At 70.6% G+C, this 14,787-nt stretch carries 13 protein-coding genes; 3 read left to right on the forward strand and 10 right to left on the reverse strand.

What is annotated here, in order from left to right:
• Positions 1-89: 89 nt before the first annotated feature.
• The 10 genes from ACH4G3_RS11950 to ACH4G3_RS11995 all read right to left on the reverse strand — a co-directional run bounded on the left by ACH4G3_RS11950 (position 90) and on the right by ACH4G3_RS11995 (position 11,178).
• Complete coding sequence (locus ACH4G3_RS11950; protein ID WP_397624327.1) at positions 90-1,064, reverse strand: Lrp/AsnC family transcriptional regulator; 975 nt, start codon at positions 1,062-1,064, stop codon at positions 90-92.
• 104 nt (positions 1,065-1,168) lie between these two features.
• The gene (locus ACH4G3_RS11955) at positions 1,169-3,625 is read right to left on the reverse strand and encodes an MFS transporter (protein WP_397624328.1); all 2,457 of its coding nucleotides are present in this window, start codon (positions 3,623-3,625) and stop codon (positions 1,169-1,171) included.
• A gap of 198 nt (positions 3,626-3,823) precedes the next feature.
• Positions 3,824-4,174: a cupin domain-containing protein gene (locus ACH4G3_RS11960; protein ID WP_397624329.1), complete on the reverse strand. Its 351-nt coding sequence runs from the start codon at positions 4,172-4,174 to the stop codon at positions 3,824-3,826.
• A gap of 174 nt (positions 4,175-4,348) precedes the next feature.
• Positions 4,349-5,146, reverse strand: a complete 798-nt coding sequence (locus ACH4G3_RS11965) for a COG4705 family protein (protein ID WP_397624330.1) — start codon at positions 5,144-5,146, stop codon at positions 4,349-4,351.
• 133 nt (positions 5,147-5,279) lie between these two features.
• A complete protein-coding gene (locus ACH4G3_RS11970) occupies positions 5,280-6,935 on the reverse strand; it encodes an NAD-dependent malic enzyme (RefSeq protein WP_397624331.1) in 1,656 nt (551 codons plus the stop codon).
• Between the two features lie 155 nt (positions 6,936-7,090).
• Positions 7,091-8,386, reverse strand: a complete 1,296-nt coding sequence (locus tag ACH4G3_RS11975; RefSeq protein ID WP_397624332.1) for a phosphatase PAP2 family protein — start codon at positions 8,384-8,386, stop codon at positions 7,091-7,093.
• Positions 8,387-8,592: 206 nt separating this feature from the next.
• Positions 8,593-9,012, reverse strand: coding sequence for a nuclear transport factor 2 family protein (locus tag ACH4G3_RS11980; protein ID WP_397624333.1), 420 nt, complete (start codon positions 9,010-9,012; stop codon positions 8,593-8,595).
• Positions 9,013-9,017: 5 nt separating this feature from the next.
• On the reverse strand, positions 9,018-9,824 hold the full coding sequence (locus ACH4G3_RS11985; RefSeq protein ID WP_397624334.1) for an MBL fold metallo-hydrolase: 807 nt from the start codon (positions 9,822-9,824) through the stop codon (positions 9,018-9,020).
• Positions 9,825-10,212: 388 nt separating this feature from the next.
• Positions 10,213-10,743, reverse strand: coding sequence for a MarR family winged helix-turn-helix transcriptional regulator (locus tag ACH4G3_RS11990; RefSeq protein WP_397624335.1), 531 nt, complete (start codon positions 10,741-10,743; stop codon positions 10,213-10,215).
• A 60-nt stretch (positions 10,744-10,803) separates the two neighbouring features.
• Entirely contained in the window at positions 10,804-11,178 is a 375-nt protein-coding gene (locus ACH4G3_RS11995; RefSeq protein ID WP_354737255.1) for a hypothetical protein, read from the reverse strand.
• 222 nt (positions 11,179-11,400) lie between these two features.
• On the opposite strand from ACH4G3_RS11995, the gene ACH4G3_RS12000 reads away from it, so the two are divergent.
• From ACH4G3_RS12000 to ACH4G3_RS12010, 3 genes are all read left to right on the forward strand, one after another.
• Positions 11,401-12,243: a hypothetical protein gene (locus tag ACH4G3_RS12000; RefSeq protein WP_397624336.1), complete on the forward strand. Its 843-nt coding sequence runs from the start codon at positions 11,401-11,403 to the stop codon at positions 12,241-12,243.
• 64 nt (positions 12,244-12,307) lie between these two features.
• Positions 12,308-12,775 carry a DUF5990 family protein gene (locus tag ACH4G3_RS12005; RefSeq protein WP_397624337.1) on the forward strand — a complete coding sequence of 156 codons (468 nt, stop codon included), beginning with the start codon at positions 12,308-12,310 and terminating at the stop codon, positions 12,773-12,775.
• A gap of 74 nt (positions 12,776-12,849) precedes the next feature.
• Positions 12,850-14,394: a fused MFS/spermidine synthase gene (locus ACH4G3_RS12010; protein ID WP_397624338.1), complete on the forward strand. Its 1,545-nt coding sequence runs from the start codon at positions 12,850-12,852 to the stop codon at positions 14,392-14,394.
• Positions 14,395-14,787: the final 393 nt, after the last annotated feature.

Below are 14,787 nucleotides of genomic sequence, written 5' to 3' on the forward strand. Positions count from 1 at the left end.
TTTGCCAGCGTGGACCGGTGGTCCCGGAGGGGCGCGAGACGGGCGGGCCGGTTTCGGCCGTCGGTGTGTTCAACCGCTGGTCTTCGGGGTCAGCGACCAGGCTCGTAGGAGAGCTGCTTGACCTCTCTCAGGCTGAGGGTGGTCTCGACGGAGCGGACGCCGTCCAGGGCTCCGATCCGGTCGCTGAGGTAGGTGTACACGTCGCCCGTGCCGGGGTGCAGCGTGGCGGCGACGATGTTGGCCTGGCCCGTGGTGGCCGCTGCGAAACGCACTTCGGGGTGCGAGGCGAGGGCACGGCCGACGTCGGCGAGCGCGGCTGGGGCGACGGTGAGCCAGAGCAGGGCGACGACGGCGTTGCCGAGGGGTTCGTGGTCGAACTGCACGTCCAGGTAGAGGACTCCGGTGGAGCGCAGGCGGTCCAGGCGCCGTCTGACCGCGGACTCCGACAGGCCGGTGCTCGCCTGCAGTTCGGTGAGCGGGGCCCGTCCGTCGCGGTGGAGGACGGCCAGCAGTGCTTCGTCGGCCTCCTCCAGGAGGACGGGGGTGGTGGCCGGTTGGACGGGTGGCGGGCTGAGAGCTGTCTGTTCGTCGGCGCTGAGGGCGTTGATCTTGCTGAGCCAGCTGTACGGGCCGCCGTAGAACCGGTGCAGCAGGCAGTGGGCGCTGACCGAGGTGACACGAGGGGTGCGCTGGAGGCGGTCGAGGAGGAGTTCGTCCCGTGCCTGCCGGGTCAGCGGGTTCATCGCGCACATCACTTCGGTGCCGCCTGACATCACACGGACGTGGGAGGTGTCCGGGCGCCGGGCGAGTGCGCCCGCCAGTTGTTCGGCCGCGTCGGGGGTGCAGCACAGGCGGAGCAACCAGACGCTGCGTCCGAGTCGGCTTTCGTCGGTCACGCCGAGCACGCGCAACTGGACGGTGGTACGCAGCCGCCGGACGCGGCGGGCGACGGTCTGGTCGGATACCTGAAGGACTTCCGCGAGCCGGTTGAACGGCACCCGGCCGTCGAGCTGCAGCGCCTGCAGCAGCTTCAGATCAAGTGGATCCGGGGCCCAGGACCGCACCGAGGGTCTCCCTGCGTCGGGGTGTGAGTGCACCGTATCCGACTGTCGCATGCCCGGTGTGACCGGATTGGGTACGTCTGCGAGTGGTCGGGCGGGGCCTCGGGTCAGCTGTCCGGGTGAGCCAGTTCCAGATGAACGTCGTCCTGGCCCTGGCCGACCACGCGGACCGTGGTGGCCACGGGCGGGTACCCGGCGGCGATCACCGAGTAGCTTCCCGTGTCCAGGTCGGTGAAGGCGTAGGCGCCGTCGGGTCCCGTGGTCGTGGAGCCCACCACGTTCCCGGCCACGTCCACCAGCGTCACCCGAGCATCGGCGAGGGACTGGCGGCCGGCTCCTGCTCGCACGACGCCCCGGAGCCGAGCGCCGGATCGCAGCGGCACCTCGAGCGTGGTGGTCCCCGTGCCGGCTACCTGGACCGGGAGTGCGGCCGGCCGGAACCCGGCGGCGTTCACCGTGACCGTGATGTCGCCGGTCGGCAGCTCGCCGAAACCGAACCCACCGAAGGCGTCGGACGGGCCGCTGGCCAGCACGTCGCCGCGCCAGTCCGTCACCATGACCGTGGCGCCCTCCACAGGCACCCCGTCATCGGCCACCACGGTGCCGGCGAGCCTGCCGCCGCCCCCTGCCAGCACCACGTCATGAGACAGCGGTGTCTCGCCGAGCACCAGTGTGGTCGCCTGGGGCTGACGCCCGTCCGCCGCGGCGATCAGCACGTACGACCCCGCTGCCGGCGCGGTCAGCTCGTATCGGCCGGCGCTGCGGGCCACCGCCCGGCCGACCTGGCGCCCGGCCAGTGAGATGAGGGTGAGCGTGGCGCCCTCCAGGCCGTCGCCCACGGGGTCACAGACCCGGCCGGTGAGAGTCGCCCTCGGGTCGGCCGGGAGCGGAGCGTCGGCCGCGTCACCCGCGGAGCCGTGCCCGGCCGACCGCGGCAGCGGAACCCGCACCGGGCCGTGTGCGGCGCCCACGCCGGCCAACTCCCGTTCCGGCTCCCTTTCCGGTGACGGCTCCGCCTGCTGGGGCGCCTGGGCCGAGGCCCGCGGGGTGCGCAGCAGCACCGCACCGACGAGGGCGGCGAGCAGCGCGAGGGCGGCGGCCACGATCAGGCACAGTCGTAGGCCGTCGAGGAAGGCGTCGGACAGGGCACTCAGGGCGCGGCCGGTGTCCGCCCCCAGGTCCATGTGGGCCGCCGCCCCCGGCCCGCCGGCGGCCACGGCCGCCGTGACCCGCTGCGCCGTCGCGCCGTCCAGGCCGGCGTCGGCGAGATGGCCGGGCAGGGTGTCGGTGATCCTGGTGGTCAGCAGCACGCCCAGAACGGCCGGGCCGAGCGCGCCGCCGACCTGCCGGAAGGCGTTGTTGCCCGCCGCCGCCATCCCGGCCAGGTGATGCGGCACGGCGGCGACCGCGGTGGCGGTCATGGGTGTGACGACCAGGCCCAGGCCGAGACCGAGCAGGGCCAGCCGCCAGGCCAGCGCGCCGAACGGGGTGTGGGCGTCCAGCGCGGTCAGGGAGACCAGGGCCCCCGCGGTGATCAGCAGCCCGGTGGTGATCAGGATGCGTGCCGAGACCCTGCGCATCAACGGCCCGACCACGACCCCGACCAGCAGGCACACCGTCGTCACCGTCATCAGCCGGTACGCCGCGTCGAGGGTGTCGAGCCGCTGCACCATGCCGAAGTAGAGGCTCAGGACGAAGAAGAAGCCGATCAGTCCCAGGAAGCAGATCATGGCGATCAGCGTGGTGGCGCTGAACGCCGGGCTGCGGAAGAGCGACAGGTCCAGCATCGGGCTGGCGCTGCGCCGTTCGGCCAGGACGAACGCGAGGGCGCTGACGCCGGCCAGCACCAGGGCGACGACCACCCGGGGCTGGGTGAAGGAGTCCGCGCCGCCCTCGATCACGCCGTAGACGAGCGAGGTGATCGCCAGCGCGGCGGTGATCTGGCCGGGCCAGTCCAGCCGGCGTGAGCCGTGGGCCCGGGAGTCGGCCACCAGCGGCACCGCGGCCGCCAGGGTGACGACGGCCACGGGTATGGCGGGCAGGTAGATCCAGCGCCAGGCGGCGTGGTCGAGGATGACGCCCGCCATCAGGGGGCCGAGGGCCAGCGCCGTCATCAAGGCCGCGGCCCACAGCCCGACGAACTTGGCGCGCTCGTGCGGATCGGGCACCGCATGGCTGATCAGCGCCAGCGTGGTGGGCAGCAGCGCGGCCGCGCCCAGCCCGGCCAGCGCCTGACCGGCCCACAGCACCTGGACCGACTGCGCGCTCAGAGCGACGGTGGCCCCGATGGCGGCGAACAGCAACCCTGCCTGGAAGACCTTCTTGCGTCCGTGGACGTCTCCGAAGACACCGGCGGTCAGGATGAGGGCCGCCATGGGAAGGACGAACGCGTCGGAAATCCAGGAGAGTTGAGAGGTCGACGCGTGCAGGGCCCGTTGGATGGCCGGAAGACTCACCGAGACGCTGGTGACCGGCAGATAGGCGACGAACGCCCCGACGCAGGCCATGACGAGCGTTGCCTTCGGACTCTCTTCCGGTCCGGTCTTCGCGGTTGCGACGTTCATAGAACACTCCCTGCCGGCGTACTGGTCGACGCCGCCGGGATCACTTTCCGGCCAACATCGATCCAGAAGCCAGCCACACCCCGCAGAAAACCGGAAAACCGACATCGATCCAGCGCCCACGGAGGTTTTCCGACATGACCGGTCAGGGGCAGTCACCGCGGTGATCGGAGCACGAGTGCACCGAGGGCGGCATCGGCATCAGTTCACAGTCACGTAGATCTTGCGCACGGTTTCGACGGTCTTCCAGACACCGACGTAGCCGGGCTTCATGACAAAGCTGTCGCCTGCCCTGTAGACCACCGGCTCGCCACCTTCCGGCGTGAGTTCGACGACGCCGGAGAGGATGTGGCAGAACTCGAAGGTATCGCCCTTGATCGAGCGGGTCTCGCCGGGCGTCGCTTCCCAGATGCCCGTCTTGATCGTCTCCCCGCAGGCGTCCTGGGCCCAGGTCTTGAAGGCGGGGTTGCCCGAAATCAGGCGTTCCGGGAGCGGCCCGGACTCGCTCGGAGCGAAGGAGGGGTTGGTGTCGATGGTCTTCAGAAGCGACATGGTTCTTCCTTTCCTGGCCTGCGTCGTCGGTCTGCCGCGGTCTCCTGAGCATCTCGATGGCTCCGGACGGCGCCAATACGTGATCTGTCCAGCCGGGGTGCGGCACCCGGACGTAGTGTCAACCTCCGAAGCGGTCGCGCGACCGAGATCCCGCATGCGCCCGCGACGGCACACTCAAGCGGCGTGGCCATGCCTGTCGCGCTGCGATACGGCCAGGCAGGCCACGAAGACCAGGATGGCGAGCGTCCACGCCAGAGTGACCGGCTCCAGCCCCAGAGCGAGGCCGCCGCGGGAGCGGTTCACTGCCATCCAGTCGGCGAGTGAGGCGCCGAGGGGGCGGGTGATGACGTATGCGGACCAGAAGGCGGCCACGGCGTTCAGACCGCTGAAGCGGTGGGCCAGAGCCGGCACGCAGATCGCGGCCGCGAAGAGGACGACCGAACCCAGGTAACCGAGTCCGGCGGTGGCGGTGAGATCGCCCGCGGCGGTGCCGAGGGCGAACGTGGCGAGGACGGCCGCCCAGTAGAACGCCTCGCGCCGGCGGGTCTGGATGCTGTGGATGGACAGGGTGCGCTCGCTCGCGTACCAGAGGACGAAGACGGCGGCCAGGACGGCGAGGAACGCGGGGGTCGAGACCGTGTAGGGGACGCCCAGGCCGACGTGGAGGACGTCGGCCGCCATCGTGCCGAAGACGCTGACCATGACGACGGCGGTCCAGTAGGCCCAGGCGATGTGCCGACGGACGGTCAACTGGGCGGCCAGTGACACCACCAGGGCGATACCGCCGGTGGCGACAGCCGGTATCGGGCCCAGCACACGGGCCAGGAGGTCCGACGCCGTCTCGCCCATGCCGGTGGTCAGCACCTTGATGATCCAGAAGAAGGCCGTCACTTCGGGCACCTTGTTCGCCATCGGGCGCAGGGGAAGGCGGGGCCGGTCGTCCAGGTCGTCAAGGAGGTGCGGTGTCGTCATGGCCCGCACGATGACACGGTCGACACCCGCACTCCGGTCCGCTTTGCCATAGTTTTTGGGCTGCTGGTGGATAAGTTTCCCCGCGCCCGCCCCAGGCCACTGACCAGTCGTCAGCAGCCTGGGGCCTCGCTTGTCAGCCGTACTCGGGCTGCCACATGGCGTCCTGGATCTGCTGGATCACGTCGTCCAGGCGGGCCCGGGCGACGCCCTCCTCGGCGGCGCGGCGGGCGACGGCCGTGGCGACCACGGCCGAGGAGGTGCGCAGGTTCTGCACCTCCGGCAGCAGCGCGGCGCCGGGTTCCGACAGGTCGGCGAGGCCGGCGACGGCTTCCGCCGCGGCCTGGAGCATGCCGTCGGTGATCCGCTCGGCGCGGGCCACCACCGCGCCCAGCCCCAACCCCGGGTAGACGAGGGCGTTGTTGGCCTGGCCGATGACGTACGTGGTGCCGCCCAGCTCCACCGGAGGTACCGGGATGCCGGTGGCGACCAGGGCCTTGCCCTCGGTCCACCGCAGCACGTCCGCGGGCATGGCCTCGATCTTCTCCGTGGGGTTGGACAACGGCAGGACGACCGGCCGGTCCACGTGACGGACCATGGAACGCACCACGTCCCGGGTGAAGGCCCCGTGCTGGGTGGAGGTTCCCACCAGCACGGTCGGGTGCACGTGGTCCACCACGCCGTGCAGGTCGGCCGGGCCGTCCTCGGGCCACTCGTCGTCGGGCCGCGCGTACGGCCGCTGGTAGTCGCGGAGTCCCTCGGTGGACTGCCGCAGCAGGCCCTGGCGGTCCACGCACCAGATGCGGCGGGTGGCCTCCTCGCGGTCCAGTCCGTCGCGGACCATGGCATCGCGCAGCTGGTCGGCGATGCCCACGCCCGCGGTCCCGGCGCCGAAGACCACGATCCGCTGATCCCGCATGGGCGTGCCCGTGACCTGTACCGCGTTCATCACGCAGGCCAGGGTGATCGCGCCGGTGCCCTGCATGTCGTCGTTGAACGTGCAGATCTTCTCGCCGTACCGCTGGAGGATCCGGCGGCCGTTGCCGGCGCCGAAGTCCTCCCAGTGCAGCAGCGCCTGCGGGAACAGTTCCGACACCGCCTCCACGAAGGCGGCGACGAACGAGTCGTACTCCTCGCCGCGCACCCTGTTGTGCTGGTTGCCGACGTACAGCGGGTCGTTGAGCAGCGCCTGGTTTCCGGTGCCGACGTCGAGCATCACCGGGACGGCCCGCCCCGGGTGGATGCCCGCGGCGGCCGTGTAGACCGCCAGCTTGCCGACCGAGAGCTGCATGCCGCCGACGCCCCAGTCGCCGACGCCGAGGAGTTGCTCCGCATCGGTGGCCACCAGCAGGTCGACGTCGTCGGGGCCCAGGCCCAGCGCCTGGAACGCCGGGCGGATGTCCTGGGGGCGGTCGATGGACAGGTAGACGCCGCGCGGCCGCCGGTACTCGTGGCTGTAGCGCTTGACCGCCTCGCCCACAGTCGGGTCGTAGACGATCGGCAGCAGCTCGGTGAGGTGGTCACAGAGCAGCCGGAAATAGAGGACCTCATTGCGGTCGTGGAGCTGCTCCAGGTACACGTTCTTCGCCAAGTCGTCGGGCTGTGCCTGCAGTTGCTCCCAGGCGCGGCGCGCCTGGAGCTCCAGCGAAAGCACCGCGGGCGGCAGCATCCCGACCAGTCCGTGGCGTTCCCGCTCCTCCTGGGTGAAGGCGACGCCCTTGTTGCTCAGCGGGTCCGTGAGCAGCGCGCGGCCGCTCGGTCCGTCCTGTGCGCGATTCCGGGGCGGGGCCATCGGATCTCCTTACGTCGGGCGTGTGCCGTCAGGACTCGTCGTCCCGCGAGGACTCGTTTGTCCCCACGCACCCGGGTAACCCGCTCGGCAGCACAGGGCACTGCCGCCCCTCCCTTTTTTCGGCTCCTTTGACGTGGACCTCGATCGGAGCGCGTTCAGACCGGTTCGGGTTGTGGCTCCGGTCGGCGCGGGGCCACAACCGCGGGTTCCCACAGTCTGGCGGTCCGTACGTAGCCGTAGACCACCGAGGCCATCGCCAGGATGAGAAGTGGTCCGGACACCTCCTGATGCCTGGCCATCTCCAGCGGGAGACAGCGGTACGACACCAAGAGCGCCGCGAAGACCGCGGTGCCGTAGGCGACGAGCTGGATCCCCTGCCGGTCCCAGCCACGGTCGAGCGCACGCAGCGCCGCCTCGACAGTGAGCGCGAACACCACGCCGGCGACGAGGTCCACGCCGTAGTGGTAGCCGAATCCCAGCGTCGCGGCGAGCGTGGCAACCAGCCAGAACGTGCCGGCGAATCGCAGCATTCGCGGGCCCTTGCGGGTATGGATGAAGATCGCGAGGGCCCACGCCGTGTGCAGGCTGGGCATGCAGTTCCGTGGGGTGATCTGGTCGTACGGCATCAGCTGCGGCGCGGTGACCGGCAACGGCGTGTGCGGCCACAGATTGGCCGCCGCCCATTCCACGCCGCCGGTGCCGGAGGCGCCCGGGCCGTAGGCGAAGACCGGTCCGACCACCGGAAAGAGCATGTAGATGCCCGGCCCGAGGAGGCCGATCACCAGGAACGTGCGCACCAGATGATGGCTCGGGAAGCGGCGCTCGACCACTACGTGACGCAGCTGGTACAGCGCGACGACGATCGCGGCCACCGCGAGCTTCGCGTAGACCAGGTCGAGAACATGGATGCCGAACGGGCCGGTGGCCTGGAGAAGGCGGCCTGCCAGCCACGAAGGGTTGCCCAGCGCGTGATCGGCGGTCGCCACGTACTGGTCGAGCACCAGCGGGCGGGTCTTCGACGTGATCAGCAGCCAGGAGTCGCCGGTCTTGCGGCCGGCCACCAGCAGCAGGCCCAACCCGACGCCCTTCAACAGCAGGACACGTTCCGGGCCGGTGCGGCGCGTGACGGCGATGACCGCGTAACCCAACATCACCAACAACGCGCCGTTACCGAAGAAATGGCCGTCGGCCACCTTGACGTCGGCCGCCCAGCGCACCAGTAGGAGGACGGCGTCCAAGCCGATCGCGACGCCGGCCGCGACGATCCGTTGCGGCCAGGTGAGCACCACCGACATCAACGCCAAACCGCCGTACAACGGCCCCGGTTTCGGGGCGAATACCGCCCCCGCCAGTTGGTCGGCGATCGGCCCCGGCTGACCGTAGCGGTACGCGGCGATCTCCAGTGCGACAAAAAGCCCAAGGGCCGCCACCCCTGCCGTGCCCCACAGCATCACTTGCCACTGACGCCAAGCAGTGGACCCACTTCTGCTGTTTATTCGCGAAAACACATGCAACGCCCTGGATATAAATTTTTCGACCGATTTGCTTGATATAGGCTCATTGGGTGAACAGCGATAGGACAATCATCGCGAGTTCCAAGATGCTATGAGCTCGTCACACAAGTCGGCGATACGGGCACTGCACAAAGTTCCGTGCCTTAGGGCATGGCGTCGCGGACGAGGGCGGTGTCGACGAACTGCTCGAAGCGGACGATGAAGCCGCCGCGGACCACGAAGTGGTGGGCGACGCGCACGTCGATCGGCTTGCCGGTGGCCTTGTTGGTCGCGGTGTAGCGGGCGAGGACGACGACGTTCTCCCCGTCGACGACATAGGTGTCGTCGTGCGCGGTCCAGCCGTCCCACTCCTTGCCCAGCTGCTCCATGACGTGGGAGGTGACCCCGTCGGGGGTGCGGTAGGTGCCGGCGAGAGGGAAGCCCGCCATCTCCTTCCACTCCACGTCCGGGGCGAGGGTGGCGCGCAGGGCCTCCAGGTCGCCGGCCGCGGAGGCCAGGTACTGGCGGCGGACCACGTCGGCCGGGGCCGTGGAGGTCGCGAAGTCGGTGTGCTCGTGGGTCATGGCACTCAGCCCCACTTCATCTCGCCCTTGGCGACCTTCGCCCCGATCTGGGCGGCGATCACCATGCCGTTGCCGGGGTAGCGGGCCACGAGCGCCTCGGTCAGCGCGGCGCCGTCGGCCGCCTTGCCGAGCTCCTCCTCGAAGGCGACGAGATAGTCGCGGGTGGCGGTGATGGCGGAGGCGTCGGCCGCCGTGCCGGGCAAGCGGTGGCCCGGGACGACCAGCGCCGGCTGCAGGGCGGCCATCTCGTCGAGCAGCTCGATCCAGACGGAGCGGTCGGCGGGGGTGGGGGTGTCGGCGACCCAGACGTGCTCCTGCTGGAAGAGCAGGACGCCGCCGAGGAGGGCGCGGTGCTCGGCCTGCCACAGGTAGTGGCGGTCGGGCAGACCGGCCGGGCCGCCCTTGAGCTCGAAGCGGTGGCCTTCGAGGGTGAGGTCACCGGTCAGCGGGGTGAGGCCGACCAGGCGGGTGGGCAGGTTCGGGCCGAGGGCCGCCCACGCCTTGAGCTTTGCCTCGTAGGAGTGCTGGATGTGCTCGATGACGATCGGGGTGGCGACGAAGGCGGCGTCGGGGAAGGCGTCGGCGAGGACCTCGGCGCCGAAGTAGAAGTCCGGGTCGCCGTGGCTGACGAAGACGGTGGTCAGCTTCTTGCCCGAGTCGAGGATCTCGGCGGCGAGGCGGTGCCCGTCGGCGCGGGTGAAGCCGGCGTCGACCAGCAGCGCCTCCTGCTCACCGGTCACGAGTGCGGCGGTCTTGTTCTTGCTGCCGGCCGGGAAGTCGAGGTCGAGGATCTTGAAGGAGAGGGTGCTCATGCGGGGCCTCCTGGGGGATGGAGTTCAGTCGGTGCGGGCGGTGGTCAGGGCGGCCAGGCGCCGGTCGATGTCGTCGGCGGTGGCGCGGCCATGGGCCGGGGCGGTGACTCGGTCGCCGGCGACGGCGAGCGGCGTGGGGAGCCGGTGACACCCGGTCCGGCGGAGCGGTGGAAGTCGTCCGCCGCCGCGTCAGCCGCTCGTAGCCCTCGCCGGACTCGGCACCGGTCAGCGAAGGCGTGGACGAGCTTCATGGAAGGTCCCAGCCGAGGTGTGGCGCCCGCCGGACGCGAGCGGTTCGTCTGAGAAAACAGTAACTGACTCGTCAGATATTTCCTCAGGTGTGTGACGCCCGCCACGTGCGAGCCCTGATGCCGGCCCAAAGGGCCGTTCAGGGCAGGCGGGGCAGCTCGTCCCGTGCGGAGTGGCTCAGGATCCGCAGGTCCTCGGCGAACCGCTCCCGGTCCTCGGGCGGCAGCGGCGCCAGGAAGTAACGCCGGATGTTCGCCACGTGCACCCGGGAGGCCCGCACCGTGGTCTCCTCCCCCAGCCGGGTCAGCCGGACCAGCCGCCCGCGCCGGTCACCGGGATCCTCCGCGCGCTCCACCAGCCCGGCCGCCTCCATCCGGTCCACCAGACGCGTCGCCCCGCCTGTGGTCAGCACCTGCTCCTGGGCGATGGCCCGCATCGAGAGCCCGGGATCGCCCGCCCGCCCCAGGATGAGCAGCACCTCGAACATCAGATGACTGATGCCGCACTCCAGCTCCAGTGACCGCCCGAGGATGTACTCCAGCCGGTTCGCCGCCCCCTGCAACCGCCCGAACGCCAGCACCAGCGCGTTGTCCGCGGCCTCCTTCGGCGACGAGATCTCCGAGGGCTCTTCCACGTTCCCACCGCCCGACTGGGCCCCAGCACCATGCATCCACCGATGATGCCTCGTGCTGCCCCGGGCGCCGGCACTCAGCTGGGCGTGGACAGTGACTCACTGGTCGATGTAGCTGAAATCACCCACGGTCCACGCGCTGACGTCCTTGATCGCGACTCGGTACATGCCGCCTGTCTCGGGGATACCGAGGCTGCCCTGCAGGATCCGGGCGAGATGGAAGTGCAGGTGCGTGGGCGTCTCGCCGCGGCCGGGCCGATTCTCCCGTGAGCCGCGAGCGAAGACGTCGGCGAAGGGACCGAGCCGGTCCGAGTCCTTCAGGACGTCCGCCACCCGCTCCCGCCACACGGCCTCCGGAGCCAGTCGGCCGGTGATGACGGCGCCGCCGACGACCACGGTCAGTGACATCTGATTGCTTCGCTCGGACTCAACCGCGGCGGAGATGGCGACGAGCAGCTCATCAGGGTTCGACATGAGCGCACATCTTATCCAGTCGCCTGTCCCGGAACTCACCGCGGGCGGGTGAAGCGGCGGCGACGCAAGGCGGCGCGTCGGGGAACCGCCGTCCGCAGCCGATGTGTTGCCGTGTCACGGCCGTGCCACGGCGGTGTCCGGAAGGGAGGACGGGCGTAACCCGGGGGCTCCGGGGCTCCTCATAGTCAGCACGTGTACTCACCGCCTCGGAAGGAACCTCCCGTGAAGAACCGCCACCTGCGCAAGGCCGTCCTCGCCACCGCCGCGATCACCGCCGGGCTGCTGATGACGGCGTGCCAGAGCAGCACGGCCGACAGCTCGTCCGGCAAGAGCGGAACGGGCGCGGCGGCAGTCGCGGAGAAGGCCTCGGACTCCAAGGCCTCCAAGGGCTCCAAGGGCTCCGTGGACTCCAACGGCTCCGTGGACTCCGCGGGTTCCAAGGGATCCAAGAGCTCCGCGGGCTCCAAGGACTCCAAGGGCGCCAAGAACTCGAAGGGCGTCAGCGGCTCGTTCAAGAACGGCAAGGTCACCTATCTCGCCCCGGGCAAGTACATCGTGTCCGTGCCGGGCAAGGGCGACCAGCAGTTCCTGGTCGCCGACGACACGGAGGTCCACGGCGCCGGCACGATATGCGGCGACGCGGGGTCCGGGGTCGCCGCGCCGTGCACCCTGGATCAGCTGGAGGCCGCCACGAAGAAGGCCGCCGTGAGCGCCGACGTGGAGATGAGGAACGGCATCGCGACCCTGGTGACCGAGCGGCGTGCCGCCCAGCCGGGCAACGGGGGCAAGGGCGTCAACGGGACCTGGTTCGGCAACGTCTCCTACCTGGCGCCGGGCAAGTACACGGTCTCCGACATGAAGGGCACCGAGCAGCAGTTCCTCGTCGCCGAGGACACCAGGATCTGGGGCTACGGCGACATCTGCGGTGACACGAACACCGGCGAAGGCGGCCAGGGCGGCACCGAGTGCACCGAGGCGGAACTGGAGAAGGCCGCCAAGAAGGGCTTCAGCGCCGAGGTCGTGATCAGGAACGGCATCGCGACCACCGTCCGCGACGACCACTGAGCCGCGGGACGGACCGGGGACGACGGCGGGACGGACGGCGGGCGATGGCGGGATGATGGCAGCCATGCGCATCCGCATCGACGCCGTCGACCTGCCCGGCCGCACCCGCCCCGCCTCCGCCGACGGCAAAGTCCGCGCCGACGGCGACCTCCACGTCGCCGTACAACGCCGCGACCGTCCGGCCGAACTCCTCGCACCACAGCCCGGTGACGCACCGTCGGCGACCTGGACCCTGGAGTGCACCACGAGCACCTCGCCGGCCGGCACCGAGGTCAAGGGCCCCTACGTGCAGGACCGTCTGGGCCGGCGGTTCATCTACCTGTCGTGGGGCACGGTCGACGACACGGGCACCTTCACGATGTTCCGCCGCGCCAAACTCATGCTCGACGTCATCCCCGACGACGTACTCGCCGCCGCCGCACGCGACGGACTGCTGGTCGGACGCCTCGGCCTGACCGACGAGCAAGGCGGGCCCCGGTGCGGCCGCGTCGAGCCCCCGCACATCAACTGGACCGCCGCACGCGCCGAGTAGGGCGCCGCGGCAGAGCCTCCCGGCGCGGCGGGCGCCCTCGTGAAAGCTCGGCCCTCGACCGCGCCCATGGAAGGATGTCGCCCGTGACCGGATCGTCTTCCCCGTCCGTCGCCGAGGGCACGCCCCACCACCACGGCCTGGGTTCCCGTGCCGCCGCCATACTGGTGTTCGGGTCGTCGGCCTCGGTCCTGGTGGTCGAGATCGTCGCTCTGCGGCTGCTGGCTCCCTACCTCGGCCTCACCCTCGAGACCAGCACGATGGTGATCGGCATCGCCCTCACCGCGATCGCCTTCGGCTCCTGGCTGGGCGGGCGCATAGCCGACCAGGTCGATCCACGCCGGCTCCTGGGCCCCTCGCTCGGAGTGTCGGGAGCGGTCGTCGCGCTCACCCCTGCCGTGCTGCGCACCAGTGCGGAGTTGGCGCCGGCGGTGCTCCTGCTGATCGCGTCGCTGACCATCCTCGTGCCGGGCGCGCTGCTCTCGGCGGTGACGCCGCTCGTGACCAAGTTGCGTCTCACCAGCCTCGCCGAGACCGGAACGGTGGTCGGCCGGCTGTCCGGTGTCGGCACCGTCGGCGCCATCGTCGGCACCGTCCTCACCGGCTTCGTCCTCGTCTCGCGGCTGCCGGTGAGCGGCATACTGATCGGCCTCGGCATTCTGCTGGTGGCCGGCTCGGCGTTGGTCGAGTGGCGTGCGCGTGGGTGGAGCGGCACCCCTGCCCTGACACTCGTTGTCGTGGCCGGCGGCCTCGCCACCACGGTCGCGCCCGGTGGCTGCGACACGGAGACCAGGTACCACTGCGCACGGGTGGTCGCGGACCCCGACCGGGACAGCGGCCGCACACTCGTCCTGGACGGCCTGCGGCACTCCTATGTCGACCTCGACGACCCGACCTTCCTCGAGTTCGAGTACGTGCGCGCCATCGCGGCGGTGGTCGATGCCGCCTTCCCCGAAGGCGAGCCACTCGCCGCCCACCACGTGGGCGGCGGCGGGCTCACCTTTCCCCGTTACCTCGCGGCCACCCGGCCCGGCACGCGCAGCCTGGTGTCCGAGATCGACAGCGGGGTTGTGCGCATCGACCGCGACCAGCTCGGTCTGAGGCCGGACGCCGGTATCGACGTACGCGTCGAGGACGGCAGGCTCGGCCTGCGGCGGCTGGACGCCGGCAGTCGTGACCTCGTCGTCGGCGACGCCTTCGGGGGCGTCAGCGTGCCGTGGCACCTCACCACCGTCGAAGCGATGACCGACGTGCGGCGGGTGCTCAAGGAGGACGGCCTGTACGTCGCCAACCTCATCGATCACGGTGGTCTGGCGTTCGCCCGTGCCGAAGTGGCCACCCTCAGCGAGACCTTCGAGCATGTCGCCCTCGTCGGCGAACCCGCCGACATCGGCCTCGACCCGACCGCCACCTCCCTGGGCGGCAATCTGGTGGTGATCGCCTCCGACCGGCCGGTCGACCTGCGCGCGACCCAGCGAGCGCTGGACGCCCGGCGGACCAGCTGGAAGATCACCACCGGCGACGACCTCGCCTCCTGGACCGGCGACGCCCGACTGCTCACCGACGACCACGCACCCGTGGACCAGCTCCTCCAGCCGTACAGCCCCGGGAGCAGCGGGTGAGGGTCGCACCAGCGCCCCGACTCCAGGCCGGGCCGCCCCTCCGGCTCGTCACCCGTATGCCGATGTGACCTTCCTCGCGATCGTGGGGTTCCGGCGCGTTCACCGTCGTCCCGTCCGCTGAGGGCGGCGACCGCGCCGGACGGCTCATCGGAGGAGGTCATGGCCCCGCGGGCGGAGGCGGCGGCAGGAACAGTGCAGCCCCGTGGAGCCAATATCTGTTTTTGTGAGATGAGAAATTGGCGCGGCCCCCGGCGAGTATTCCTCGATCGCCGGCCGGGGCGGAATTAGTGCTCCGCACAAGGCCGGTCGCACCGTGCTACTGTCGATCTCAGTTGCAGGTGTGGTTGCCAGAAGGTTCATTTTCCTACGGGGTAATCAGCACGGCGACGCGGA

This window comes from Streptomyces afghaniensis (assembly GCF_044327915.1).
Taxonomy (GTDB): domain Bacteria; phylum Actinomycetota; class Actinomycetes; order Streptomycetales; family Streptomycetaceae; genus Streptomyces; species Streptomyces afghaniensis.

What these genes read in the sequence shown, in the direction of transcription:
- ACH4G3_RS11955 (WP_397624328.1), bottom strand. Translation starts at nt 3,625, where the DNA reads ATGAACGTCGCAACCGCGAAGACCGGACCGGAAGAGAGTCCGAAGGCA.
- ACH4G3_RS11960 (WP_397624329.1), bottom strand. Translation starts at nt 4,174, where the DNA reads ATGTCGCTTCTGAAGACCATCGACACCAACCCCTCCTTCGCTCCGAGC.
- ACH4G3_RS11965 (WP_397624330.1), bottom strand. Translation starts at nt 5,146, where the DNA reads ATGACGACACCGCACCTCCTTGACGACCTGGACGACCGGCCCCGCCTT.
- ACH4G3_RS11970 (WP_397624331.1), bottom strand. Translation starts at nt 6,935, where the DNA reads ATGGCCCCGCCCCGGAATCGCGCACAGGACGGACCGAGCGGCCGCGCG.
- ACH4G3_RS11975 (WP_397624332.1), bottom strand. Translation starts at nt 8,386, where the DNA reads ATGCTGTGGGGCACGGCAGGGGTGGCGGCCCTTGGGCTTTTTGTCGCA.
- ACH4G3_RS11980 (WP_397624333.1), bottom strand. Translation starts at nt 9,012, where the DNA reads ATGACCCACGAGCACACCGACTTCGCGACCTCCACGGCCCCGGCCGAC.
- ACH4G3_RS11985 (WP_397624334.1), bottom strand. Translation starts at nt 9,824, where the DNA reads ATGAGCACCCTCTCCTTCAAGATCCTCGACCTCGACTTCCCGGCCGGC.
- ACH4G3_RS11990 (WP_397624335.1), bottom strand. Translation starts at nt 10,743, where the DNA reads ATGCATGGTGCTGGGGCCCAGTCGGGCGGTGGGAACGTGGAAGAGCCC.
- ACH4G3_RS11995 (WP_354737255.1), bottom strand. Translation starts at nt 11,178, where the DNA reads ATGTCGAACCCTGATGAGCTGCTCGTCGCCATCTCCGCCGCGGTTGAG.
- ACH4G3_RS12005 (WP_397624337.1), top strand. Translation starts at nt 12,308, where the DNA reads ATGCGCATCCGCATCGACGCCGTCGACCTGCCCGGCCGCACCCGCCCC.
- ACH4G3_RS12010 (WP_397624338.1), top strand. Translation starts at nt 12,850, where the DNA reads ATGTCGCCCGTGACCGGATCGTCTTCCCCGTCCGTCGCCGAGGGCACG.